At 65.5% G+C, this 25,599-nt stretch carries 17 protein-coding genes and 1 riboswitch; of the genes, 9 read left to right on the top strand and 8 right to left on the bottom strand.

Annotated features, from left to right (window positions below; genetic code table 11):
• Positions 1-29: 29 nt before the first annotated feature.
• Positions 30-2,144 (bottom strand): TonB-dependent receptor, encoded by a 2,115-nt coding sequence (locus tag ESB00_RS02215; protein ID WP_129046095.1) that lies wholly within the window; start codon positions 2,142-2,144, stop codon positions 30-32.
• A 64-nt stretch (positions 2,145-2,208) separates the two neighbouring features.
• Positions 2,209-2,321: riboswitch (TPP riboswitch) on the bottom strand.
• A 96-nt stretch (positions 2,322-2,417) separates the two neighbouring features.
• On the opposite strand from ESB00_RS02215, the gene ESB00_RS02210 reads away from it, so the two are divergent.
• The 6 genes from ESB00_RS02210 to ESB00_RS02185 all read left to right on the top strand — a co-directional run bounded on the left by ESB00_RS02210 (position 2,418) and on the right by ESB00_RS02185 (position 15,311).
• Entirely contained in the window at positions 2,418-3,530 is a 1,113-nt protein-coding gene (locus ESB00_RS02210; protein ID WP_129046094.1) for an efflux RND transporter periplasmic adaptor subunit, read from the top strand.
• A 4-nt stretch (positions 3,531-3,534) separates the two neighbouring features.
• Positions 3,535-6,624 (top strand): efflux RND transporter permease subunit, encoded by a 3,090-nt coding sequence (locus ESB00_RS02205; RefSeq protein ID WP_129046093.1) that lies wholly within the window; start codon positions 3,535-3,537, stop codon positions 6,622-6,624.
• 100 nt (positions 6,625-6,724) lie between these two features.
• Positions 6,725-9,172, top strand: a complete 2,448-nt coding sequence (locus ESB00_RS02200; protein WP_129046092.1) for a TonB-dependent receptor plug domain-containing protein — start codon at positions 6,725-6,727, stop codon at positions 9,170-9,172.
• A gap of 301 nt (positions 9,173-9,473) precedes the next feature.
• Positions 9,474-10,223: an SIMPL domain-containing protein gene (locus ESB00_RS02195; protein ID WP_129046091.1), complete on the top strand. Its 750-nt coding sequence runs from the start codon at positions 9,474-9,476 to the stop codon at positions 10,221-10,223.
• A 79-nt stretch (positions 10,224-10,302) separates the two neighbouring features.
• The gene (locus ESB00_RS02190) at positions 10,303-14,280 is read left to right on the top strand and encodes a hypothetical protein (RefSeq protein WP_129046090.1); all 3,978 of its coding nucleotides are present in this window, start codon (positions 10,303-10,305) and stop codon (positions 14,278-14,280) included.
• A 26-nt stretch (positions 14,281-14,306) separates the two neighbouring features.
• Complete coding sequence (locus tag ESB00_RS02185) at positions 14,307-15,311, top strand: ASCH domain-containing protein (protein ID WP_129046089.1); 1,005 nt, start codon at positions 14,307-14,309, stop codon at positions 15,309-15,311.
• A gap of 40 nt (positions 15,312-15,351) precedes the next feature.
• Here the strand turns inward: ESB00_RS02185 and ESB00_RS02180 are convergent, their stop codons facing one another.
• The gene (locus ESB00_RS02180; RefSeq protein ID WP_129046088.1) at positions 15,352-16,539 is read right to left on the bottom strand and encodes a KamA family radical SAM protein; all 1,188 of its coding nucleotides are present in this window, start codon (positions 16,537-16,539) and stop codon (positions 15,352-15,354) included.
• Positions 16,540-16,763: 224 nt separating this feature from the next.
• Here ESB00_RS02180 and ESB00_RS02175 point away from each other — a divergent pair, with 224 nt between their 5' ends.
• Positions 16,764-19,433 (top strand): PAS domain-containing hybrid sensor histidine kinase/response regulator, encoded by a 2,670-nt coding sequence (locus tag ESB00_RS02175; protein ID WP_129046087.1) that lies wholly within the window; start codon positions 16,764-16,766, stop codon positions 19,431-19,433.
• 80 nt (positions 19,434-19,513) lie between these two features.
• A complete protein-coding gene (gene carA / locus ESB00_RS02170) occupies positions 19,514-20,686 on the top strand; it encodes a glutamine-hydrolyzing carbamoyl-phosphate synthase small subunit (protein WP_129046086.1) in 1,173 nt (390 codons plus the stop codon).
• 95 nt (positions 20,687-20,781) lie between these two features.
• Here carA and kdsB read toward each other — a convergent pair whose 3' ends face one another.
• Positions 20,782-21,531 (bottom strand): 3-deoxy-manno-octulosonate cytidylyltransferase, encoded by a 750-nt coding sequence (gene kdsB / locus ESB00_RS02165; protein WP_129046085.1) that lies wholly within the window; start codon positions 21,529-21,531, stop codon positions 20,782-20,784.
• Positions 21,532-21,611: 80 nt separating this feature from the next.
• Between kdsB and ESB00_RS02160 the strand changes: the two genes are divergently transcribed.
• On the top strand, positions 21,612-21,905 hold the full coding sequence (locus ESB00_RS02160) for an HPr family phosphocarrier protein (protein ID WP_129046084.1): 294 nt from the start codon (positions 21,612-21,614) through the stop codon (positions 21,903-21,905).
• A 103-nt stretch (positions 21,906-22,008) separates the two neighbouring features.
• On the opposite strand, the gene ESB00_RS02155 is transcribed toward ESB00_RS02160, so the two are convergent.
• The 5 genes from ESB00_RS02155 to ESB00_RS02135 all read right to left on the bottom strand — a co-directional run bounded on the left by ESB00_RS02155 (position 22,009) and on the right by ESB00_RS02135 (position 25,593).
• Entirely contained in the window at positions 22,009-22,806 is a 798-nt protein-coding gene (locus ESB00_RS02155) for a TatD family hydrolase (protein WP_129046083.1), read from the bottom strand.
• 87 nt (positions 22,807-22,893) lie between these two features.
• Entirely contained in the window at positions 22,894-23,835 is a 942-nt protein-coding gene (locus tag ESB00_RS02150; protein ID WP_129046082.1) for a DUF4097 family beta strand repeat-containing protein, read from the bottom strand.
• Between the two features lie 50 nt (positions 23,836-23,885).
• Positions 23,886-24,428, bottom strand: a complete 543-nt coding sequence (locus ESB00_RS02145) for a hypothetical protein (RefSeq protein ID WP_129046081.1) — start codon at positions 24,426-24,428, stop codon at positions 23,886-23,888.
• Positions 24,425-24,790 carry a Spx/MgsR family RNA polymerase-binding regulatory protein gene (locus ESB00_RS02140; RefSeq protein ID WP_129046080.1) on the bottom strand — a complete coding sequence of 122 codons (366 nt, stop codon included), beginning with the start codon at positions 24,788-24,790 and terminating at the stop codon, positions 24,425-24,427. The genes ESB00_RS02145 and ESB00_RS02140 overlap by 4 nt, the downstream gene beginning before the upstream one ends.
• The gene (locus ESB00_RS02135) at positions 24,787-25,593 is read right to left on the bottom strand and encodes a dienelactone hydrolase family protein (protein ID WP_129046079.1); all 807 of its coding nucleotides are present in this window, start codon (positions 25,591-25,593) and stop codon (positions 24,787-24,789) included. Before ESB00_RS02135 ends, ESB00_RS02140 begins: the two co-directional genes overlap by 4 nt.
• Positions 25,594-25,599: the final 6 nt, after the last annotated feature.

The raw sequence follows: 25,599 nt of genomic DNA, 5'->3' as shown, positions 1-25,599 counted from the left end.
GGCGGCCCGCGGGCGGAAGCAGGGCCCGCTCAGAATCGGTAGGCGGCGCTCACGCCGACCTGGCGCGGATCGGCGCGGTTCTCGTAACGCGTCTCGATGTAGTCCGGGTCCTCGTTGCCGAAGAAATACACGCGGCGGTCGTATTCCTCGTCGAACAGGTTCTTGCCCCACAGGGTCACGCTCCAGCGCGCCCACGCGTAACCGAGCGTGGCATTGACCACGCGGAAGGCGCGGCGGGCCTCGTTCTGGTTGTTGGAATCAAACTGCTGCGCCCGGCCGACGAGCTCCGCGCTGCCGAAGATTCCCGCACCGGCATCGTAACGCACGCCCAGCGTGTAGCCGTAGCGCGGCGTGTTGGCCAGCACCCGGCCGCCGCCGGTGTTGCCATTGCTGAGCGTGAACGTCTCCAGTTCGGAACGCATCAGCGCGAGCGAGGCCCGCACCGACCAGGCCGGCGTGAGTGCGTAGGCGCCGGCAGCCTCGAGCCCGTAAACATGCGAGTCGCCGCCGTTGTCGGTGAAGAACCGGTAGTTGCCGCCGAAGCCGGCCGAGTCGCGCACCTGCGTGTCCTCACGCTGAATCAGGAAAGCCGTAACCTCGCCCGTGAGCTTTGCGCCGAGCCAGTGGCCGCGCAGGCCGGCCTCCCAGTTCCAGAGCGTCTCGGTGTCGTAGGTGAGCGGATCGCTCGTGACGTCGATACGCGCATCCACGTTGATGCCGCCGGCCTTGTAGCCGCGCGTGACGGACACAAAGGCCAGTTCGTTCACGCTGAGGTCGTGCTCGATCACCACGCGGCCGCCCCAGAGCGTGTCGTCGAAGGAAGGCCGGGTGTTAACCACCGGATCGTAGCTGTTGCTGCCGGCACGGTAGCGGGTCTTCGTGCCCGCGCCGTGCAGGTCGAGCTGCTCGGCGCGCAGACCGGCGATCAGCCGTGAGCCGTCGCCGAGATCATGGGCGATCTGGCCGAAGAGCGCGGTGTTCTCCGCCCGGTAGTGCGTGCGCAGGCCGCGGATGTTCCAAGGATCGGTGTTGGTGTAGCGCGAGAATTCCTCGGTGTCGGAATAAAAGGCCCCGAGCGTCCAGCGGCGCGCGGCGCCGGGCGCGGAGTCGAACCGCAGCTCCTGGTTCACCACCCAGCGCAGGCGGGCGAGGTCGCTGAAGCCCATGTAGGAGGCGTCGGTCCAGTCGTCGTCGTAGCTGTAGCGCGAGCGCGTGCGCGCGGCGCCCGTGACCGAGGTCACACGCACGCCTTCCCAGCCGGAGAAGGTCCCGCGCAGGCTGGCGGCCACGGATTTCTGCGCATCCTGACCGGGCTGATCGCTGAACGTGTTGCGTCCGTTGTTGTCGAGGGCGAACTCGTCGTAGCCGTTGTCGAAGTCGGCGGCGAGGAGCGTGGCGTCCCAGCGCCAGAGCTCGTTCGGATTCCAGGTGAAGCGCAGGCGGGCGGTCTGCTCGTCGCGCGCGTTGGTGTCGCGGTTGAGCGAAAGGTTGCGGCGGAAGCCGTCGCTCTCGCTCTGCAGCAGCGCCAGGCGGAACATCAGTTGCTCGGGCCGCGCCGGCGAGAGCGGGCCGCCGACGGCGAACGAGCCGGTGCGGAGCGAGTCACCGCCCACGGTGGCCTCGGCGCGGCCGGTCCAGAAGGGCGTGGGCGCGTTGGTCACGAGCCGCACGACGCCGCCGGCCGCGTTGGCGCCGAAGGCCCCGGCCTGCGGGCCACGCAGCACCTCGGCCTGGCTGACGTCAAAGGTTGAGCCGATCGTGCCAAGACCGGTGAAGTCGAGATCGTCCACGAGGAAGCGCACGGCGGAATCAGGCGTCTCGCCCTCAAACTGAGAATTTTCACCGATGCCGCGGATCTGGAGATAGCGCGGACGCGACGTGCCGCCGGTCCACGTGAGGTTGGGGATCTGGTCCACGAGGTCGCCGAAATGGCGGGCCGCGCCGGCGCGCAGGGCGGGCTCGTCATAGACCGTGACGCTGGCCGGGATGCGCGCGAGCGGCGATTCCCAGAGATCGGCGGTGACGCGCACCGGCTCGAGCTTCACGGTCGCAGCGGCGTCTGGCGTCCGGGTGGTCTGGGCCGGCGCGGTCGCAAGGGCCGCACTGGCGAGGGTGAGAAGGAGGATTCGTGTCGGGATTTGCATTGGGTTTAAATGCCCGACCCAAATGGACTCCCGAGTGAAGGGGCGCCGTGCGCCCGGTGGCGCTTTCGCGGCGCCTGCTGTTTCCTTCGTCGGCATGATCCGTTCAGGTTCGAAGGGTCGAGCGGCCGAGCGCACCGCAATCTCAGTCCTCCGCGGAGGACACCCCTACAGGCAAGGCCGGACGAAACGCCTGCATCGCGCTTACTCAAGCCAAAGTTTTTCCCGACCACCGCTTGCGTGGGCTGCGCATCCGCGCAATATCCTGCTAATTCGATGAATAAACGTTTCCTGCTCACGACCGTCATAGCGGTCGCCGTCCTCGGCGCCATTTTCGGTTACAAGGCCCTCCAAATCCGCCAGGCCAAGGCCGCGATGGCCGCCCGCAAACCCGTGCCTGCCGCGGTCACGACCGCCCTGGCCGCCCGCCAGGATTGGGCCATGACGCTCGGCTCGGTCGGCACGCTCCAGAGCTACCAAGGCATCACCGTGCGCTCGGAGATCGAGGGCCGCATCGTCCGCATCGCCTTTGAATCCGGCGCCCGCGTGCAGGCCGGCGACGTGCTCGTGGAGATGGACACCGCCGCTGAGACGGCCCAGTTGCGCAGCTACGAAGCCACCGCGCGGCTCGCCGAACTCAACCTCCAGCGCGCGCGCGAACTCCGCCAGACCAACGCCAACACCCAGGCCGACCTCGACGCCTCCGAGGCCGCCTTCCTGCAGGCCCAGGCCAACATCGAAGCCACCAAGGCCACGCTGGCCAAGAAGCGCATCGTCGCGCCCTTCACCGGCCGCATCGGCATCCGCCAGGTCAACATCGGCCAGTTCCTCAACAAGGGCGATGCCCTCGCCACCCTCGAAGCTGTTGATCCGATCTACGCGGACTTCGCCCTGCCCCAGCAGAACATCGCCCAGCTCGCCACCGGCTTGTCCGTGAAAGTCACGGTGGATGCGTTCCCCGACCGCCAGTTCGACGGCAAGATCGAGGCCATCGACCCGCGCATCACCGACACCACGCGCAATCTCCGCCTCCGCGCCACGCTGGCGAACAAAGACGAGGTGCTCCACCCCGGCATGTTCGCGCGGATCGACGTCGTGTTGCCCGGCGACACCGCCGTCATCGTGCTGCCCACCACCGCCGTGGTTTACAGCCCCTACGGCGATTCCGTTTATGTTGTCGGCCAGAAAGACGGCGCCCCCGTCGCCGAGCAGCGCTGGGTCAAAGTCGGCCCGAAGCGCGGCGACCTCATCTCAATCCTTGAAGGCCTGAAGGAAGGCGAACAAGTCGTCACCATCGGCCAGTCCAAGCTGCGTCCCGGCTCAGCGCTCAAGGTGAACAACACCGTTGTGCCCGCCAGCAGCCCCGCCCCGAAGCCCGTGGAGAGCTGAGCCGATGAACCTCACCGAGATTTTCATCCGGCGACCGGTCCTCGCGACGGTCCTCAACCTCTTCCTGCTCATCGCCGGCTGGCAGGCCATCCAGAAGCTCGTCGTCCGCCAGTATCCCTTCACGAGCAACGCCGTCGTCACGGTCTCTGTCGCCTACCCCGGCGCCAACGCCGACCTCGTGCGCGGCTTCGTCACCACGCCGCTGGAACGCGAGATCGCCTCGGCCGACGGCATCGACTTCATCGAATCCGTCAGCCGCCAGGGCGGCGCGTCCATCTCGATCCGGTTGCGGCTCAATTACGACCCGAACGACGCGCTGACCCAGATCACCGCCAAGGTGAACCGCGTGCGCGGCGAGCTGCCCGCCGGTTCCGAAGACCCGATCTTTGACGTGGCCGTGGGCGAAACGACGCCTTCGGCCTTCATCGGCTTCAGCAGCGAAACGATGCAGAGCAACCAGATCACCGACTACCTGGTGCGCGTCGTGCAGCCGAAGCTCTCCACCATCCCCGGCGTGCAGAAGGCCGAGGTGCTCGGCGGTCGCGTCTTCGCCATGCGCATCTGGCTCAAGCCCGACAAGATGGCCGCGCTGGGCCTCAGCGCGGGTCAGGTGCGCACCGCCCTCGCCGCGCAGAACTACCTCTCCGCCGTCGGCCAGGCCAAGGGCTCCATGATGACCGTCAACCTCACCGCGCAGACCGACCTGCGCGACGTGGAGGGCTTCCGCAACATCATCATCCGCGAGAGCGGCACGCAGCTCGTGCGCCTGCGTGACATCGCCGACGTCGTCCTCGGCGCGGAAAACTACGACTCGCTCGTCAACTTCTCCGGCGTGAACGGCGTGTTCATCGGCGTCTCCGCCCTGCCCACGGCCAACGCGATCGACGTCATCAAGGGCGTGCGCCAAGTCATGCCCGAGATCCAGGAGCAGCTACCGCCCGGCCTGAGCGCCAAGATCGTCGCCGACTTCACCGAGTTCATCAACGACTCCATCCACGAGGTGATGCTGACGCTCGTCGAAGCCATGGTCATCGTGATCATCGTTATCTACCTGTTCCTCGGTTCGTTCCGCTCCGTTGTGATCCCGATCGTGGCGATCCCGCTGTCGCTGGTCGGCGTCTGCACGCTGATGCTGGCCATGGGCTTCTCGATCAACCTGCTCACGCTGCTCGCCATGGTGCTCGCCATCGGCCTCGTGGTGGACGACGCCATCGTCGTGGTGGAAAACATCCACCGCCACATCGAGGAGGGTCTCTCACCCTTCGCCGCCGCCATCAAGGGCGCGCACGAGCTGGTCGGACCGGTCATCGCCATGACCATCACGCTCGCGGCCGTGTATGCGCCGGTGGGCTTCCAAAGCGGCCTGACCGGTGCGCTCTTCCGCGAGTTTGCCTTCACGCTGGCGGGCGCCGTGATCATCTCCGGCTTCGTCGCGCTCACGCTCTCGCCCGTGATGTGTGCCCGTATCCTGCGCCACAATCCCAACCCCCGCGGCTTCGAGGCCTTGCTCAACCGGAGTTTCGACCGCCTGCAGAACGCCTACGAGCGCCTGCTCCACGTCGCCTTGGAAACGCGCGGCGCGGTCTTCATGGTCGCCGCGCTCGTGTTCGCCGCCATCGTGCCCTTCTTCCTGCTGACCAAGAGCGAACTCGCGCCGCCGGAGGACCAGAGCGTGATTCTCTTCAACGCGGAGATGACGCCGACAGCCACCGTCGAACAGACCATGATGTTCGCCAAGGAGGTGGCCGATCTCATCCGCAAGGACTACCCGGTTGAGACCGCAGAACTCTTCCTCTTCGTCGGCCGCGGCGGCACGGCTAACAGCGCCTTCATCGGCTGGCGCTTGAAGCCGTGGGGCCAGCGCCACCGCACCGCCATGCAGCTGCTGCCCGAAATCCAGGCCAAGGTCGCCACCCTCGGTGGCATCCGGCTCTCGGCGTTTCTCCGGCCTTCGCTGCCCGGCGCCGCCGGCGGCCTGCCGGTGCAGGTGGTCGTGAACTCGACCGAATCGCATGCGCGCGTGGCCGAAGTGTCCGACGCGCTGCTGCAGCGCGCGATGCGCAGCGGGCTGTTCGTCTTCGGCGACAACAACCTGAAGTTCGACCTGCCGCAGGTGAACCTCGTCATCGACCGCGAAAAGGCCGCCGCGCTCGGCATCAACATGTCGCAGCTCGGTGCCGACCTCGGGGCGATGCTTGGCGGCGGCTACGTGAACCGCTTCGCCTTCGAGGGCCGCGCCTACCGCGTCGTCCCGCAGGTCACGCGACTCGCCCGCCTTAACCCCGACCAGGTCACCGAGTTCTACGTCTCGACCAGCAAAGGCGAGCTCGTGCCGCTCTCGTCCATCGCGACGGAGGAGTCCGTCGTCCAACCGCGCGAACTGCGCCGCTTCCAGCAGCTGAACGCCGCCACGCTGGCGTTCTCCCCCGCGCCGGGCGTGTCGCAGGGCCAGGCGCTGGACTGGATCCGCACCGAGGCGGCGGCGTTCTTCCCGCAGGGCTTCACGCTCGATTTCAACGGCGAGTCGCGCCAGTTCGTGCAGGAAGGCAGCTCGCTCATGGTGACGTTCCTGTTCGCCGTCGTGGCAATCTTCCTCGTGCTGGCCGCGCAATACGAGAGCTGGCGAGATCCATTCATCATCATGATGTCCGTGCCGCTCTCGATCGCCGGCGCGATGGTGTTCCTGTTCTTCGGCTTCGCCACGCTCAACATCTACACGCAGGTCGGCCTCATCACCCTCGTTGGCCTCATTACCAAGCATGGCATCCTGATCGTGGAGTTCGCCAACAAGCTCCAGGAGGAACAGGGCATGAGCGTCCGGCACGCGGTCGAGCATGCCGCCGCCGTCCGCCTGCGCCCGATCCTCATGACGACCGCCGCCATGGTGCTCGGCGTATTGCCGCTGCTGCGCGCCGAGGGCGCCGGCGCCGAGAGCCGTTTCAGCATCGGCCTCGTCATCGCCACGGGCATGAGCATCGGCACGCTTTTCACGCTCTTCGTGGTGCCAGCGTTCTACACGCTGCTCGCCGAAAGGCGTCACCAGCAAAAGGCCGCCGCGCCCACGACCGCCGTCGCCGTGCAGGCCGCGCATTAATCCACGCCGCGCAAACCGCACAGCGTTAGTTATATTAAACCGATGACTTAACTTGCGGTGGACAAGGCCCGGCCGCCGTGCCCAGATGCGGTTTTTTCCGATGAAGGTCACCCCTGCACTTTCCCTGCTTCTGGTCTGCGGAGCCGTCGCTGCCCATGCGCAGACGGCGGGCGGGCCGGTGACGGTGCTGGAGAAGTTCATCATCACGGAGAGCGCCGGCTACCGTGCGGGCGATGTCCTGCCGACCTCGCGGCCGGTGGATTCGGTGTTTGGCCCGGGCCTGACCGCGCTCGAACTGCCGCGCGCGGTGACCGTGATCACGCCCGAGCTGATGCGCCGTTTCGACCTGCAAAGCCTCGGCGACCTGGGCCGCATCGGCGCCGGCACGCAGCCGGCCAATTATTTCGGCATCGCCGGAACACCCTACCTGCGCGGCGCCAAGGCCGGCGTGTTCTTCAACGGCATGGGCCGTGCCTATCAGCGCAACGAGATGCCCGTTTCCTTCGGCTCACTTGAGGCGCTCGATCTCGTGAAAGGCCCCGCCCCCGCCCATCTCGGCCCGGTGCCCGAAGGTGGCTACGCCAACTTCATCCCCAAATCCCCCTACTTCGACCGGGCGCGTGGTTCCCTCGCGGTGACCGTCGGCTCGCACAACCTCCGGCACGCGCAGCTGGACTACGGGAGTCCCTTTCTGCTGGGCGGCAAACCAGCGGCCTACCGCGTGTCCCTCACCGGCCAGCAGGCGGACAGTTACTGGAAGAACGTCGGCAATGACTACTTCTCCGCCTACGCCGCACTCAAGGTGCGGCTCAGCGAGCACCTCAGCCTCTTCACCGGGGCGGAATACTACGATTTTCACAGCAACGAGAACCCCGGCTGGAACCGCGTCACCCAGGATCTCATCGACCGCGGCGAATACCTCATCGGTGAACCGCAGAACATCGCGAGCGCCGCCTGGGGCGGCATCGCCGACCGCGACCTGCTCACCGCCCCGGGCGCGTTCACCGGACAACCGGCCAATTTTCGCGCGCTCATCCTGCCGGCCGCCGTGGCCGAGGCGCGCATCGCGCCGGGCCTGCGAGCGCTGATGGAGGACCGCCGCGCCGTGGACGGCGGCTACCGCTACACGCAGGCGTATTTCAATGCCGGCGGCACGGCGCTCACCGATAAAATCGACGGCTCCAGCGTGTTGTCGGATCCCAATGACTTCGCCGACTCGCGTGACTTCCTGTGGTTCCTCGACCTGGTTTCGACCCACGACACCGACCGCACGGTCACCTGGAAATCGCTGGTGGAAAAACTCCGCACCGACAAGCACTCGAGCTACGGCTACGGCGTGCAGACGGAGCAGCTGGTGGTGGACAACAAGCTGCTCGTGGAGCAGCGCGGCCTGTCGCCCCGCGACACCACGCTCACTTACGGTGCCGGCCTGCGCTACACTTACGCGTGGATGCTGCAGGACTTCGCCGCCGAGCCCTTCAACCGGCGGGACATTTCCCGCGCTACGATCTCCGCCAACAGCCGCGTCCCGGCAGGACGCGATCCCGATCCGAACGGACGCAACCTCTGGTCCACCGGCATCGGCGGTAGCACCGAGTCGGATCTTTGGCAGGGCGCGCTCTTCGCCACGGCGCGCACCCGCTGGCACGAGACGCTCGACACGTTCCTCTCGCTGCGGGCCGAGACGGTGAACTACCGGGCTGACCTGCCCGTTGAGGTCGGGCGTGCCACCCTCGCCCAGCGCGAGGCCGCCGGGCGCAGCGGCGAGAAGCACCATGGTTCGGGCGCACTCAGCGTCGCCTGGACTCCATGGGCCAACACCAATCTCTATGCCAGCTACCAGCGCGGCACCGCGCTCCAGCCCGGCCAGGGCGGCACGGTTAACAGCAAGAGCAACTTCGCCTCCGCCGAGCTCACGGAACTCGGCGCGAAGGTTTCTTTGCTCGACGGTCATCTCTTCGCGGGTCTCGCCGGCTACGAGTGGGAGAATGCCCGCTTCAACGACCGCGAAAACCGCGCCGAAAGCCTGAGCGGCCGCGGCGCCGAACTGGAACTCACCTGGGCGCCGACACAGGACTTCAGCGTCATCGCCTCCGCCGGTTCGCAACGCGTGTTCCGGCTGGACCCACTCGGCTTCCGCGCCCGCTACGCCCCGGCCGAGCGCATTGCGCTGGAGGCCGCGACGTTTGACGCCGGCGTCACGCCGACCCCGGCGCTGAATCCGCAGCTGATCTACCCGGGAACGCCGGAAACCCAGGCCAAGCTCGACGTCGCGTGGCAAGTCACGCCGGCGTGGGGTTGCTCGGTTGGCGCGGTTTGGAGCCATGCCTTCTACCACAACTTCGAGCGCACCCTGGTGCTGCCGGAGTCACTGGTCTGGCGCGGAAGCGTCCACTGGAAGCAGGGACCGCTCACGGTGCGCCTCTCTGCCGAGAACTTGTTCGGCGAGGATTACTTCCTTGGGGCCGACCCGCTTTTTTCCCACAACAACCTTGTGACCAAAGCGCCCGACGCATCCGGCAAGCTCACGGTCACTTGGAATTTCTGATTCCGGCCCGATCGCGACTCCCGGAAATCATGAAGGGCGCCCCTTGCGGGACGCCCTGCATGACCTAACACCAAGCAAACCGTAAGAACTACAAACAATGTTCGTTGCGATGAACGCGCACTGATGTCGTTAGGATAGACGCGGGGTGATTCGAAAACGTTGAATATTTCCGCAGGAATTTTTGTGAATAAGTTGTTTAGGAAATGACTGGCATTGAACGTTGGGAGCCAGTTGGTTACGCGCGGTGAGGTTCCAAAAGGGGGCAAGGCTGTCTGCCCTGCCCTTCGCATGCCCGCATAAAATGAACCCGCCGTCTGTCTCCCGTCCGCACCTCTTCGGGGTGCTCGCCGGTCTGGCGCTCTCCGCCGGACTGGTTTTCGCCGCCACTGTGCTCGCCAACGCCTGGACCCGCATCGCCGAGTCCCAAGTCATCAACGTCACCGGCTCCGCCCGGAAAAATGTCCGCTCCGATCTCGTGATCTGGCGGGCGAGCTTTTCCGTCGAAGCCCCCACCCTGGTCGAAGCCCAGGAAAAACTCCGCGCCGACCACGCCAAGGTCGCGGCCTTTTTCTCCGCCCGCGGCATCACCGGGTTCGCCGCCTCCCCCGCCGAGGTTCGTGAACTCGTCGCGAAACAGCGCCACGAAGAGGACGACACCGTGACGAACGTGCGCGTCGGCTACCGCCTGAGCCACTCGATCGAGGTGCAGTCGGAAAATGTGGATTTGCTGCCCAAGCTCGCGGGCGAGTCCGGGGAGCTGCTGCGTCAGGACGTGGCCTTCGTATCGGGCGGTTTCGATTTCATCTACACCAAGGCCGGCGAGGCCAAGGTCGAGATGATGGCCGAGGCCACGCGCGACGCCCGCACCCGCGCCGAGCAGATCGCCGTGCAGGGCAACCGGCAGATCGAGGCGCTGCGCAACGCGAAGATGGGCGTGGTGCAGATCAATCCGTTGCACTCCACCGCCACGAGCTGGGAGGGCAACAACGACACATCCGCCGTCGAGAAGACGATCATCGCCACCATCACCGCGACCTTCGCGATGAAGTAGGCCGTCCCTGCCACTGCGGCGCCCGGATGCGGGCAAGCATCCTTGATCTTTGCCGGTCCTGCCCGTATCCGTCCGCACCATGTTCCGCGTCGCCGCCTGCTTCGTGATTCTGGCCGCACTCACGCCCCACCTCCGGGCCCAGGTCACCCAGCACCGGGGTGAGACCTACGACGAGTTCAACACCCGGCGCATCCGGGAGGAGACAGCCAATCACCGGAACAACAACCCGACCTTCACCGGACCTGGCCCCAGCTCGACGGCCGATTGGAGCGCGTGGCAGGGATTGATCGACCGCTACAATGCCCGGCATGCGCCGAACACCGAAAGGCCGGCCCAGGACGAATCCGCCGCCCGCGCGCAGGTCCAGGACGATGCGGACCACCAGCGCCTGATGGCCAAACTCGACGCGGAGCTCGAGGCGGAGAAGCGCGCGGAGTTTGACCGGATCTATGAACCGGCCAAGACGGGCGACTCGCGGTCGCTGTTGCGCGTCGGCGAGTATTTCGCCGGCACCGGGGGAATGTTTCTGGCCGATGGGGTCGATGCCTCGGAGATGGCCTTCAACTATTATGCCCGGGCGGGAGATGGCACATCGACCGAACGCCAAGCCTGTCTGCTCGGGGCGATCCCGCAGCTGCTCGATCCGCAGACCATGAATTCCTATGGCGAACGGCTGCATCGCGTGCGCCGGTCCATCGACAGCCTCACCGGACCGGAAGCGATCATGGGCTGGCTCGAGGAGGGTGTCGCGAAGGAGAACTGGGTCGATGCGCTTCTGCTGGCGCTCTGGATCCAGCACGACGGTGAGTGCGGCATGGAGTATCAGTTTCCCCGGCGCATTACTTTCGAGGAGCGGTCGGTCCAGGTCCGCCGGCTGCTGGAACTCGTGAAAAACAAAGTGCCGTATATCGGCACGTATTTCATCGGGGCGATGATCGCCTCCTACCCCGATACGACCGGCGAATATGTGGCGTCGCTCAAGGCCCTGCTCGAAAATCCCTCGCGCATTCCCGGCGATGCGGACGGCATCTACACGGCCACCGTGCAGGACGAAGCCCGGCGGTTGCTGGCCCGGCTGCACGTGCGGAAAAAGATCCCCGGCGCGCGCGACGACGTCGCGCTGCTTCTGCTCCGGACTTGCGAGGGGCCGACGGCCTACGAAGCCCTCTGGGAGGCGTCCCATCTGATTTTAAAGGAGGAGGTCGAGGTGAATTCCGCACGCCGGCTCGAGGCTGCGGCGGATTTCGAGCGGATAGGCCGCGCGGTGAAAAAATACGGACCCAAGGAGTTTTTGGGCTTCAACCACCGCGACTTCTTCTACCATGCCCACCTGTTGCGCGCCCTCGTGCATCTGGAGGGAGACTTCGCCACGCTCGACATCGCGCCCGGCCGCAACCTCATGGCGGCCGAAGCGGAGCTTTCCCTGGCGATCCAACAGGCCGACAGCCCCGAACTCCGGACCGATGGCGAGGCGATCCTGCGTTACCGGGCCATGAGCGCCCGGTTCCCCACCGACGCCGCCTTTCCCCGTCGCGAAAGCAACGGGGCGGTGCTCGCGTTTCTCCGCCAATCGACCAACAGCGCCGCCGCGCAAATCACCCTCGGCCTGCTTTCCGCCGACGCCCAAAACCCCGAGCATCCGGCGGACGCTGGCGCAGCCCTCCGCCAATTTTCCGCCGCGTTGTCGGTGCCCGGCTGCCGGATGGCGGACGCCTACGATGTGCTTCGCAGCCTGCTCCGGCTCAGCCAATCCCACCCAAGCCTGGCCGAATCCATCGAGCCGTTGGCCAATTCCTACGCCGAGCGCGCCAGACTGTCCAAGGACCAGCGCCTCCAGCTGCGGATCTCCCTGACCCGCGCCACCGACCCGGTGCGCGCCGCCATTTGGACCGCGATCACCCAACCCGGCGGACGGCTGCAGGACAACCTCGCGACCGCGCTCGCCGCGATCGGAGACAACCCCGAGGCCCGGGCCTGGCTTGCCGCCAACACGCTGACTGGCGAAGCCCGCAACTCCGCCTTCGAGAAACTGGACAAATCCGCCACCCGGTTGCTGGCCCGTTCGCTCATCGCCTATACCGCGCTCACCGAGCGCCCCAGCGTCGCCCAAGCCATCGCCGCCGCCCGCGACCTGGATTCGATGAGACTGCACAAAGCCTTCGAAGCCGAACTCGTCCTCGCCCGACTCGGCCCGGGCTGGCGCGGCGGCCTGCTCGATTCCCCCCACACGGCCCGCTGGGTCGCCCCCGCCATCACCCGGCTTCAGGCTTTCGGCTCGCCCCGCTATGAGTGGCCGGCCGACCAAATCGAGGTGGAGAATTTTCTCTTCGCCCTGCCGGATTCGTTCTGGAACCAACCGCCCTCCCGCCAGATCGCCCGGGCTTGCGTGGAAATGGAAAAAGCAAACCTCCGCCACCGGATTTCAACCTACCTCGCCTACGAGGAGAAATTTGCCGCCCCGGATGACGCGGAAACCCGCGCCGGCATTCTGCTCGCGCGCGCCTATTGTGCCGCGTTCGGCCTCGGGCAGCCCCGCAATCTGGACGAGGCGGCCAGATTCCACGCCAGCGCGCTGTCCCAATTGCCCGCCGCCGCAGAGCTCGACCCCGCCATCCGCCTCGAGGTCGAGCAGGCGCTCCGGGTGATCGCCCCCGAAAACCGCGACCTTGCCAGTCTGGCCGCCCGCATCCGTGGCGACGCCGCCGCCCTTGCCGCCTTGCCCCCCGCCACCCGCGAACAGCTCTACGCATGGATCATTGGACCGGACTCGCCGAAGGGCCCGCTCACGCCCTCGGCCGCCGACCGCGCCGGAAACGATTCCCTCACCATCTGGGAGTTCACCGCGGAAAACACCGGCGTGCGCGATTCAATCTGGCTGTTGCGCGCCTTCGTCCTCAACGGCCACCTCCCGGCCTATCGCGAACTCGTCCGCCGCGCCGACGCCGGCGAATCCGACGCCCTCTGTCAGCTGGTCAGCACGCTGTTCACCTGTTCCCTGGCCAACGCCCCGCTGGCGATGAAGTATGCCGAACAGATTCCGGTTGATCACCGGGAACACTTTGTCGCCGCCTGGATTCAGCGGCCCGGCCCGGGCGACGCCATCCTCGATTTCCTGCGCGGAGGCTGGTTCGTAAAGCCGATGGTCGAGGCCTTGTCGTCCGCTACCTCGGCGCACCTCACGACCGCCCAGCCGTTCCTCATCGATCCGCCCCAAGGCGAAAGCTGGTTCCTGCGCGTGCTGCGCGAGCACACCGCCACCAACCCCGACACTTCCGAACTGCTCTTCCAAGCCGCACGCATCGAGCGCGCCGCGCAGCTCCCACCCCGGGAAACACCCAATCCGACCGAGGCGCAAAACCTGCTGCAGCAGGAAGAGGACGAGCGCTACGAACCGGGCATTTCCGAGACCTACCTCGCCCGCCTGCGCGAGACCCGCGACCCGCTCGCACTCGCCATTGCCCTCGGCCATGAATTCCCCGTCGAGGACGACGAGCCAAGCAAGGCCCAGCGCACCGCCTTTCTCTCGGTGGCCACGCGGCTATGCGCCTTGACACCCGAACGACCCGACCCGCTGCAGGCGCATTGCCTCGCGCTCGCCCACACCTCGCTCCGCCACCTCGGCCGCTACAATCCTGCGCCCTATCGGCTGCTCGTCGAGGAAAGCAAAAAAGGACATCTCTCCGCCAAGATCGAGCTCGCCTTCCTGCTCGCCACCCAGTCCTCCGTCAACGCCCCGGTGTATTACCCGCTCTTGGTCCAGGCCCTGGAATCGAAGCGGCTCACAGAAACCTACGCCGACCTTGCTGCCGCCAAAATCGCCCAATGGCGCGATCCCGCGACCGGCAAGGCCAACCCGCTGCTCGCCTTCCTGCAACGCCACGCCCCCGCCGCGCTCAACGACGCCCAGCCCTACGCCATCGACACGCACGACGAGTACGACTACGCGCCGCTCTTCTGGAAGGACAAACCCCCGCGCGATCAAGCAGTGCTGCGTCTCCTCAAAAAACACGCCGACGCCGGCGACAAAGCCGCCCAGGCCCTGCTCGCCGAAAAATAATCCACCGGTCATCCCGCCTTTTCCTCATGCCCCCCTCCCATCGTCTTCTCACCACCCTCGCCCTCGGGCTTGCGCTCACCGTTCCAGCCTTCGCCAAGAAGGACAAGGAAGCCGGCGCCGCAGCGCCTTTTAACTTCTCGCAGGCTCCCGCCGCGCAAGCCGACGCCTTCGTTGCCGTCACCCGCGGCGGTAATCTCAAGAAGATCAAGCGGCTCGCCGTTGTGAATTTTTCCGTGGAATTCCTGACCGGCAAGAGCGCCTCGGTCAGCACACGCGGCGGCTACAAATCCGGCGGCCTCGTCATTCCCGCCCTCGACACCGTGCAGGCCCAGGCCATCGCCGACCGCCTCTACGACCAGCTGCTCGCGGACCTGAAAACCACCGGCGTCGAGGTGATTCCGTTCGACACCATCAAAGTCAGCAAACACTTCGCCAAACTCGAAGGCGCCCAGCACGCTTCCCCGTGGTTGCTCGAAAACGCCTCGTCGAATTCCGTCCTGATCGGTGCGCACGGCATGCCCGTCTACATCGACAACCCCGAGCGCCTCGAAGGATTCAAGGCCGCCTCGATGACCTTCGGCACCAACACCCGGCTGCACGAGGTGATGCTCTGCAATGAATTCAACGCCAACCTGCTCTCAGTAAACATCGTCGTTGATTTCGCCGACGTGAAGACCGGCCGCTTCTTCACCAACATCGAAACTTCCTTCGCACACTACCTCCCCGCCAAGCACACGCGCTACCGTTTCGCCGCCGTCGGCCAGCCCGAGTTTGCCATCATCGCCCTCAGCCAGCGCCTCGACTCCGGCAACGTCCCCTTTGTCGAAGGCGACAGTCGCACCGGCAAGAGCACCACGCTCGACGGAAAAGTTTCGGAAAAAACCAAAGCCACCTCCGTCACGTTCGCCCCCGCGCTCTACTATCGCGACAGCGACCGCCTCGCCCGCGCCGCCAACGCCCTCTTCATCTCCGCCTTCGCAAAAGAGCGCGGCACCCCGCCCCCTGAGTCCACCGGAAAGTTGATCGAATGATTGCTCTGTCCGGTTCGGACGACCCGGTCGAAACCCGACTTTACAGGTGAATCTCCGCCGGCATCACGGTGCCGGCGGATTTTTCCGGCACCGGCTCAGCCTTGAGCGGATAACGGAATTGCTTGCCCTCGAAATTGCGGAAGACGACCTCATCGTCGGTGATCCGCTCCAGATAGTCCGGATTGATCGGCACCTTGCCGCCACCGCCGGGGGCATCGATCACATATTGCGGCACCGCGTAGCCGGTCGTGTGACCGCGCAGCGCCTTGATGATCTCGATGCCCTTGCGGACGTCGGCCTTGAAGTGCGCGCCGCCGGTGATGAGATCCATCTGGTAGATGTAGTAAGGGCGTACGCGCATGCGCAGCAGGCGGTGGACGAGGGCCTTCATCACCTCGGGATCGTCGTTCACACCACGGAGCAGCACGCTTTGGTTGCCCAGCGGCACGCCGGCGAAGGCGAGGCGCTCGCACGCGTCCTTCAGCTCCTGCGTGGCTTCGCGCGGGTGGTTGACGTGGATGCTCATCCAGATCGGGCCGTGCTTGCGGAAAATCTCGCCCAGCTCCGGCGTGATACGTTGCGGCAGGAATACCGGGATGCGCGAGCCGATGCGGATGAACTCGACGTGCTTGATCGCGCGCAGGCGGCCGAGCAGGTGTTCGAGCTTCTTGTCGGACAGCAGCAGCGGGTCGCCGCCCGAGAGCAGGACGTCGCGGATTTCCGGGTGCGCCTCGATGTAGCGGAGCGCCTGCTCGTATTCGGGATGGAAGTTGTAGTCCTGCGCATTGCTCACGAGCCGGCTGCGCGTGCAGTAGCGGCAATAGGAGGCACAGCGGTCTGTCACCAGAAAGAGCACGCGGTCCGGATAGCGATGCACCAGGCCGGGCACGGGCGAGTGGCTGTCTTCGCCAAGCGAGTCCAGCATCTCCCCGGAGGAGATCACCATTTCGTCGCTGCGCGGGATGACTTGCTTGCGGATCGGGCAATGGGGGTCGTCCCGGTCGATCAGGTTGAAAAAATAGGGCGTGATCGCGAGGGCCAGCTTCTGGTTGGCGAACAGACAGCCCGCCTTCTCCTCCGGCGTGAGCGTCAGGTAGCGTTCCAGCTGGGCCACGGTCGTGATCCGGTTTTTCAGCTGCCAGGTCCAGTCCTTCCAATCCGACTCCGGAACGTGCGACCAAAGGCCTTGGCCCGAGAACCAGGCGGAACGATCTTCGTGGTAGGACATGTGCGAAAAGCAGAAGTAGCGGGTTAGCCCGGAGTGTCAAACGGCGCGACCGCCTCGGTCCCCAGCGTTCAGCGTCCCAGCTGGTCCGCCCATGCCCATGTTCCGCAACATCTTGCCATAGTCGCTCCGACGGCGGTTCCGACAATTGCGCACACCTTTGCGGTAAGCATCCGGCGGATTGTGCCGATTACGTGAGGCAATGCCCCGGTAATAACTGCTTTCTGATGCCCATCACCCCTCACACTCTCGACGAGATTGCCCGCAAACCCACCAGCAACCCGCACCTCCCCGCCACCTTTCTGGTTTCAGGGGTCCTGCTGGTGATCGGGGGCTTTGTTTCCTTGTGGCTAAGCACCGGAGAAATGCGCGGCCAAGGCACCATCCTGGCCTACGCGGGAGTGTGTGCCGTGATCGCGCTCATTGCCCTCGCCTACGCCGGCTGGAGTCTGCTGCGGGGCCTCAACAAACAGGATGAGGACCAGCTGGTCCTTACCGCACTCGCCCAGCTCAAGGCCATCTGGGACAGCGCGCCTCTCAGCATCATCCTCTTTGATCCGCACGACCCGAAGGTTCCGGTGAAGATCGTGGACTGCAATCCGCGCGCCTGCGAATTGCACGGCTACTCCCGCGAACAGATGATCGGTCAATCCATTGACCTGCTCGAGGCCCATCCCTGGGCCCACCGCACCCCCAACTGGATCGAGCAGTTCCGGATCAAGCGCCGCTACGAGGGCGAGAGCGAGCACAAGCGCCGCGACGGTTCCACCTTCTGGATCGAATATTTCACCAGCCTCATCGTCGTGGAAGGTCGTGAATACGTCCTCGGCATGGACCGCGACTGCACGGCGCGCAAGCTCGCCGAACAAGCCCTGCGCGCAAGCGAGGAACGCTGGCAGCTCGCCGTCGCCGGCAGCAACGAGGGCGTCTGGGACTGGCAGATCGAGGAGGATTCCTTCTGGTTCTCCCCGCGCTGGAAAAGCATGCTCGGCTTCTTCGACGACCAGCTGCCCAACCAACGGAGCGTGTGGATGGACCGCATCCACCCCGACGACCGCAATCTCGTCGAAAACGCCATCACCACGCACCTCATGCAGAACACCGCGATCCTGCACTGCGAATACCGCATCCTCCATCAGGACGGCTCGTGGATCTGGGCGCTGGTGCGCGGCAAGGCCCTGTTCGGCGAGGACGGCCGCCCGCGGCGCATGGTCGGCACCCAGACCGACATCACCCGGCAGAAGCAGGCCGAGGCCGAGCTGCGCCAGGCCAAGGACACCGCCGAATCCGCCGACCGTGCCAAGAGCGAGTTCCTCGCGGTCATGAGCCACGAGATCCGCACCCCGATGAACGGCGTGCTCGGGTTCACCAACCTTCTGCTCGACACGCCGATGAACGCCGAGCAGCGGGACTGGCTCACCACCATTCGCTCCAGCGGCGAGGCCCTGCTCACGCTCATCAATGACATCCTCGACTTCTCCAAGATCGAGTCCGGCAACATGGAGTTCGACCAGCATCCGGTCTCCGTGCGCCGCACGATCGAGGAGGTGCTCGACCTGCTCTGGAGCAAGGCCAACGAGAAACGCATCGAGCTGCTGCACTGGATCGAGAGCGATGTGCCCGACTGGATCCTCACCGACGGCACCCGGATGCGCCAGGTGCTCGTCAACCTCATCGGCAACGCCATCAAGTTCACCACCAAGGGCGAAGTCGAGGTGCGGGTGAGCCTGCTCCCCGCCGACGGCGAACGGAAGTCCCCGCTCCTCGTGATCAACGTGCGTGACACCGGCGAGGGCATCCCCGCCGACCGTGTGCACCGCCTCTTCAAGCCCTTCAGCCAAGCCGATTCCTCGACCACGCGCAAATACGGTGGCTCCGGCCTCGGCCTGGCCATCAGCCGCAACCTCGCCAATCTCCTGGGCGGCGACATCGTGCTGGCCAGCAGCTCCGGCAGCGGCTCGGTGTTCAGCTTCTCGCTGGCGGCCAATCCCACCACCGCGCCGGCCGATGCCTTCGAAAGCCCCGTCCCGGTCCAGCCGGGCGTCGCGCTGGAGGGCCGCAAGGCGCTCATCGTGGACGACAACGAGGCCAACCGCCGCATCCTCACCAGCCTGCTCCAGCGCTGGGGCCTGACCACGGTCAGTTTCGAGCACCCCGTCGCCGCCATCGAATACCTGCGCAGCCACGACGAGCCCGACTTGGGCGTGCTCGACATGATGATGCCGGACATGAACGGCGTGGAACTCGCCGCCCGCCTGCATGCCCTGCCAGGCCACGAGCAACTGCCTCTGATCCTCCTTTCCTCCATCAGCCGCGAGGATCTCCGCGCCTTCAACCCGATGGAGCAGTTCAACGTCGTGCTGACGAAACCGCTCCGTCAGAATCTCCTGTTGGAAGCCCTGAACAAGACCCTGGCCGCCCCCGACAAACCCGCCAGCACCGGCAGCCAGCCGCCGATGGTGGCGCCCCGCGCTCCCCAGCTCGATCCCTCGCTGAGCAAAGTCGTGCCCCTGCGCATCCTCGTCGCCGAGGACAACCTCGTTAACCAAAAGCTCATCGCCGGCCTGCTCCGCCGCCTCGGTTACACGCCGCAGATCGTCGGCCACGGCCAGGCCTGCCTGGAGGCCCTCAACCGCGACCGCTACGACCTCGTGCTCATGGACTGCCAGATGCCCGAGATGGACGGTTACGAGGCCACCGGCCGCATTCGCCGCGGCGAGGCCGGCGAGCACCACCGCGACATCCGCATCATCGCCCTGACCGCCGCCGCCATGGCCGGCGACCGTGAGCGCTGCCTCGAAGCGGGCATGAACGACTACCTCACCAAGCCCATCCAGGCCCCGGAAATCATCCGACTGATCACCGCCAGTCCGGCGACACCGCAATCCCCTGCCTAGGGCGTGCTTGCGTCGCTGGACACAGAATTGCTCGGAAACCGCTTGGCAGGGTCGCACGAACACTTTTTCGTGCGTCTTTAATGTCCGCTTCCCAGCCCGCAATTCTCGCCCTTGAAGACGGTTCCGTGTTCCGTGGCACGGCTTTTGGAGCGTCCGCCACCATCGCCGGCGAATGTGTGTTCAACACCTCGATGACCGGCTACCAGGAAATCCTCAGCGATCCCTCCTACTTCGGCCAGATCGTCACCATGACCGCCGTGCAGATCGGCAACTACGGCATCAACGCCGAGGACGAGGAGCACGCCGGCCCCAAGGCCAGCGGCCTCGTCGTCCGCGAGGTCTCGCCCATCGTCAGCAACTGGCGCAGCACGATGTCCCTCGACGCCTACCTGAAGAAGCACGGCATCCCCGGCATCAGCGAGGTGGACACCCGCGCCCTCACCAAGAAGCTGCGCGTGGACGGCGCCATGAAGTGCTGCCTCAGCACCCTGCCCCTCACCGACGCCGACGCCATCGCCCGGGCCAAGGGCTGGCAGGACATGGCCGGCAGCGACTACGTCAAGGACACCACCTGCAAGGCCCCCTACATCTGGGGCGCCGACGACGCCTCACGCCACAACGCCCAGTATCTCCCCGTTGGCACCACCGGCGGCGCCACCCGCACCCCGGCGAAGAAGTTCAAGGTCGCCGCCTTCGACTACGGCGCGAAGTTCACCATTTTCCGCAAGCTCGTGCGCCACGGTTTCGAGGTGCACGTGTTCCCCGCCACCGCCACCCACGAACAGGTGCGCGAGGCCGGCGTGGACTGCCTGTTCCTCTCCAACGGCCCCGGAGATCCGTCGGCGCTGCCCTACATCCACAAGACCGTCACCGCACTCCTGCCCGACTACCCGACCTTCGGCATCTGCCTCGGCCACCAGATGGTCACGCACGCGCTCGGCGGCACGACCTACAAGCTCAAGTTCGGCCACCGCGGCGGCAACCAGCCGGTGAAGAATCTCGAGACCGGCAAGGTCTCGATCACAGCCCAGAACCATGGCTTCGCCACCGACCCGAAGTCCCTCGAGTCGCGCGGCGCGCTCGTCACCGAGATCAATCTCAACGACAACACCGTCGAAGGTCTGCGCCACAAGGAGCTGCCGGTCTTCTCTGTGCAGTATCACCCCGAAGCCGCCCCCGGCCCTAATGACGCCGACCCGCTCTTCGAGGACTTCTACAAGCTCGTCGAGAAGCGCAAGGCCGGGAAAATCTGAGCCCCCGCGTGAGGCGCTGGAAGTGGCAAGTAACAAGGGCCAAGTATCAAGAGACGGTCGCCCCGGGGCTCTTGGCGCTTGTGAATTGATCCTTGTTACTTTGCTTCGATCAGCAGCTCGAACTTCTTCGCATCCTCCGGCGTGTCCACGCCGATGGTCGGGTCCTCGGTGACGTCAATGGCGATCGGGTAGCCGTTTTCCAACACGCGGAGCTGCTCCAGTTTCTCGATTTGCTCGAGCTTGCCCGGGGCCATGCGCACGAACTTCTCCAGAAAGTCAGCCTTGTAGGCGTAGAGGCCGAGGTGCTTGTAGCAGGGATTGGCCTGCACCCAGGCGTCGTCGATGGTCAGGCCGAGATCGCGCGAATACGGCATCCGCGACCGCGAGAAATACAGCGCCCGCTTGGTCTCGCTCATGACCACCTTCACTTGGTTGGTGTTGTAAAAATCCACGATCCGTTTGAACGGGGTCGCCAGGGTCGCCATCGGGCAGTCGCCTTGGATGAGCTTGGCCAGGGTCTGCAGTTGCGCGCCGGTCACCAGGGGCTCGTCAGCCTGCACGTTCAGCACGTAGCTGGCCCGGACGGTGCGGTTGGCTTCGGCCAGCCGGTCGGTGCCGCTCTGGTGGCTGGCATCGGTCATAATCGCCCGGAATCCCGCGCCCTCGATGCATTCGGCCAGCAACTCATGATCCACGGCGAACCATAGCGGAAAGTCCGGCGCCTGTGCCGTGATGCGCTCGGCCACCCACAGCACAAGCGGCTTGCCCTTAATCGGATGCAACAGCTTGCGCGGGAAGCGCGTGGACTCCAAACGGCACGGCACGATGATGGCGAAGGCAGGCATGCGGGGGTCTTTGGGATTGCCAGTCGGGGCTCGACCGGATTTTGCGTTAACCTTTAATCCGACCACTTTACCCCTCCGCAATGGAAAAGAACGCCACACCAGCCGCCACCGCCACGAAGGAGCTCCTCGTGCAGAACAAGATGGGCATCCATGCCCGTCCGGCGGCCATGATCGTCCGCGTCACCAACAAATTCAAAGCCGACGTCCATGTGGAAAAGGACGACGAGCAGGTGAACGGGAAAAGCATCATGGGCCTGATGATGCTGGCGGCCGCCAAGGGCTCGAAGGTCAAGTTCGTGGCCACCGGGGCGGATGCCGAGCAGATGCTGACCGAGCTCGAAGCCCTCTTCGCCAAGAAATTCGACGAGGCCTGAGGCGAGTTGCCCACGGAACACACGGAATACACAGAATGGGGGCCGGTCTCTGACCGGCCTTTCTTGTGTCCTCTGCTTCGGTGTACTCCGTGTGTTCCGTGGGCTATATCCCGAAAAACCGCTTGGCGTTCGCCGTCGTGACCTCCGCGAACCGCTCCCGGCTCACGCCAAACAGCTCCGCGCAAAAATCCGCCGTGTGCCGCAGGTAGGCCGGCTCGTTGGGCTTACCCCGGTGCGGCATCGGGGTAAGGAAAGGCGCGTCGGTCTCGATCATCAGCCGGTCCAGTCCCTGGGCGAGCGCGGCCGCCCGCACCGGTTCCGCGGTCTTGTAGGTGATGATGCCGGTGAACGATCCGAAGCCGCCGCGCTTCGTCAGCTCGGCCATCTCTGCCGGCCCCTCCGTGTAGCAGTGAAAAACGATCTGCGACCACGGCAGACCGCTCGCATCGATCATGTCCACACACTCGCGGAATGCCCCGCGCGAGTGGACCACAAGCGGACACCCCAGTCGCTTCGCCAAATCCAGCTGCACAGCAAAGGCCTCCTTTTGCCAGCCGAGGATCTTCTCGGCTTCGGCGGCATTGTCCTTGGGCAGGTGAAACCGGTCGAGCCCGGTCTCGCCCAACGCGACCGGTTTGGCCTTTCCGCGCCAGAAGTCCTCCAGCTGAGCCACCCGCGCCGACCAGTCCGCCCCTACGCTGCACGGATGCAGGCCGACAGTGTAGTGCACCTGTCCGGCGTGCTCTGCCGCGATGTCCCGGTAAAGCGTCCAATCGTCTGTATCGGTGCCAATGGTAATCATGGCCTCCAAACCCGCCCCGCCCGCGCGCTGCAAGATGGCGGTCAGTTCACCGCGGCGGGCAAAGGAGTCGAGATGCGTGTGGGTGTCGATCAGGCCCATGCGCCGGATTGAAGGGTCCGAAAACAGAGAAGCCAGCGCTTTCGCGCCGGCTTTCTGCACACACACACTGACAAATTGTTTTGGGTCTCAGCGGCTCGTCACCTTGATGTCGCCGCCGGAAGAACGGAGCTTGAGCCGCGGGCCACCGCCGTTGACGGCGCCGGTCAGCCGGCTTTTGCCGCTGCCGCCCTTTTCGAGCGTAATGGTCAGGCCTTCGGCGCGCACGTCCCCGCCCGAGGTGCTGGCATCGAGGTAGAAGCCCGTGCCCTCGGCCACCTCGACGCGCACCTGGCCGCCGGAGGTGCTGAGCACCGCATCTTGTTTGATCGGTTCGGTGATGATGGCCCGCACATCGCCGCCCGAGGTCGAGGCACTGACCAGCTGGGCGACCGACTTGAGGTCGATGTTGCCGCCCGAGGTCGAAACTTCCGTCAGGCCCCCGGCGCGATCCACGCTGATGTCACCCCCGCTGGTCGTGAGCCGGGCGTGGGCCGTGCCTTCGAGGAGGGTGATGTCGCCCCCCGACGTGCCGGCATCAAGATCGCCATCGATGCGGGCAAACTCCAGATCGCCGCCGCTGGTGCGGGCGCGAACGTTGCCCTTGAGGCTGGCCACCGCGATGTCGCCGCCCGAGGTGCCGAGGTTGAGATTGTAGGCCGTGGGCACGGTGACCACGAAGGAGACGTTGACCGGCGGCCAGTTGCCGAACCACGAACCGGCGCCCTGTTTCTCGTATTTGGCCTCCGCGACGACGTCGTTGCCGTTTTGCTCGAGCGTGAGAGCGAGCTTTTTCAAAATCTCATCGGCCTCCGCCTCGCTGGAGGCGCGGATAACCTGCTTCACCTGCACCTGGACTTGGGCCACGTCGGCGGTGCGGATCGTGATGTCTCCACCCTGGGTGGAAGCCTTGAGGGTGCCGCCCGGCTGGACAGCGAAGGTCTTTTCAACGACCCGGGTGATTTTGGCCTCGGCGATGTTGGCACCCAGCAGCAGGGCGCCGATGGCAAACAGCGGAAACAGGATTTTCATGGGAATGTGTTCCTGAAAACCCCGCCGACGGCCTGAAGTTACAAAAAATATCAGCCGCTCGCCGGCAGATTCAGCCGCACCCGCATGCGGGCCAGCCGTTCCAGCAGCCGCAGGTCGGCGCGAATCGGCCACCAATCGTAAAGATAAATCTCCAGCGGACGCCACATCGCCACCCAGCCCACAATCTGCAACCCCAGTTCGACAAAACTGTTCCTGCCGGCCGGCAACAGGTGCAGGGCTACTTCCCCCAATCCGAAGCAGGCCCCGAGAAAGAGCACCCCGATCAGGAGGCTGGCGCGTCCCCGCCGCAGCAACTGGCGCAGTTCCCGCCGCTTCACCTCCACCCGGCTGGCAAAGTAGTGTCGCACGGCCTCCTCTGTGCCGGCCGCGCGGTCGGGCAGCGGCGCAGTCGCCAAATGGACCACAAGCTCCAGTTCGCCCTGGTGCGGCAGTTCGCGCGCCCAGCCCACGATGAACTCCTCGGCATCGGCGTCGAGGTCGCGATCGATGAAAGGGGACGGATCCATCAGGTTGAACAGCTGCGCGAGTTCGCGTAGCCGGACCTCGATGCGATTGTCCGCGGTCACGTTCATTTTTTGAGCAAGCCCGCCTGCCACGCCGGCTCCTTGAAGCCGGCCAGCGCCACCTTGGGTCCGATGAGGAACGGACGCTTCACGAACATGCCGTTGCTCGCGAGCAATCCCAGCGCGTCATCCTCCGCCATAGCAGGCAGCTTCGCCGAGAGGCCTTGCGCCCGGTATTCGATGCCCGAGGTGTTGCTGATGCGGCTCAACTTGCCTTCGCAGGCCTTGAGCATGGTTTTCAGCTCGGCCACCGACGGCGGGGCCGTGCGGATGTCCTTTTCGAAATAGGTCAGTCCGTGCTTGGTCAGCCACGCCCGGGCCGCCTCGCAGGTGGTGCACTTCGGATGGGCGTAGAGCGTCAGGCGACTCACTTGGTGTCTCCGAGAACTTCCTTGAAGAACTGTTTCATGTGCCCCCAAGAGCGCTTGTCCGCCACCTTGTGGTAGGCGATGGGCAGGCCGCGCAGCTTGGCGATCTCGTCGGCCTTCGGGTTGGTGAAGGCGTGGACGGCGCCGGCGTAGCTGATGAACTGGTAGTCGAATTTCCCTTCGTTCATCGCCTTGGTGAAGCCCGCCAGTTCCTCCGCCGTGATGAACCCGTCGGCAGCGCCGTGGCACACGAGGATCTTGGCCTTGGTTTTCGCCGCGGCCTCGGCGGGCACGGGGATCAGCCCGCCGTGGAAACTTACCACACCGGCGAGCGGCGCACCGGTGTAGGCCAGCGCCTGCACGGTCGAGCCTCCGAAACAATACCCGATGGCGGCGACCCGCGCCCCATCCACCAGACCCGTCGCAACCAGCTGGTCGAGTCCGGCCCGGGCCCGCTCGGCCATGAGCGGCTTGCCGTAGAACTGGCCGGCGAGTTCGCCCGCACGCTTCGGGTCGTCGGTGACCACGCCCGCGCCATACATGTCGGCAGCAAAGGCCACGTAACCCATCTTCGCCAGCTGCTCGGCCCGGCTCTTCGGATACTCCGTCAGGCCCCACCACTCGGGGATCACCAGAACGCCGGCGGCCTTCGCGCCGGGCTTCACCTTCTCGTCGTCGTAGGCCAGCCAGCCTTCGAGCTTGGTGCCCGCGTGCTCGTAGGCGACGGGTTTGGTGACGAGCTTGGCGTTCAGGGCCACGGTTGCACCGAGGGCCAGCACGAGGGAGAGGAGTCGGGGAGAATTCATGCCCGC

This window comes from Oleiharenicola lentus, assembly GCF_004118375.1.
Lineage (GTDB): Bacteria > Verrucomicrobiota > Verrucomicrobiia > Opitutales > Opitutaceae > Lacunisphaera > Lacunisphaera lenta.
Note: the sequence above shows the minus strand (reverse complement) of the source record. Positions and strands in the feature narration are given on the sequence as shown.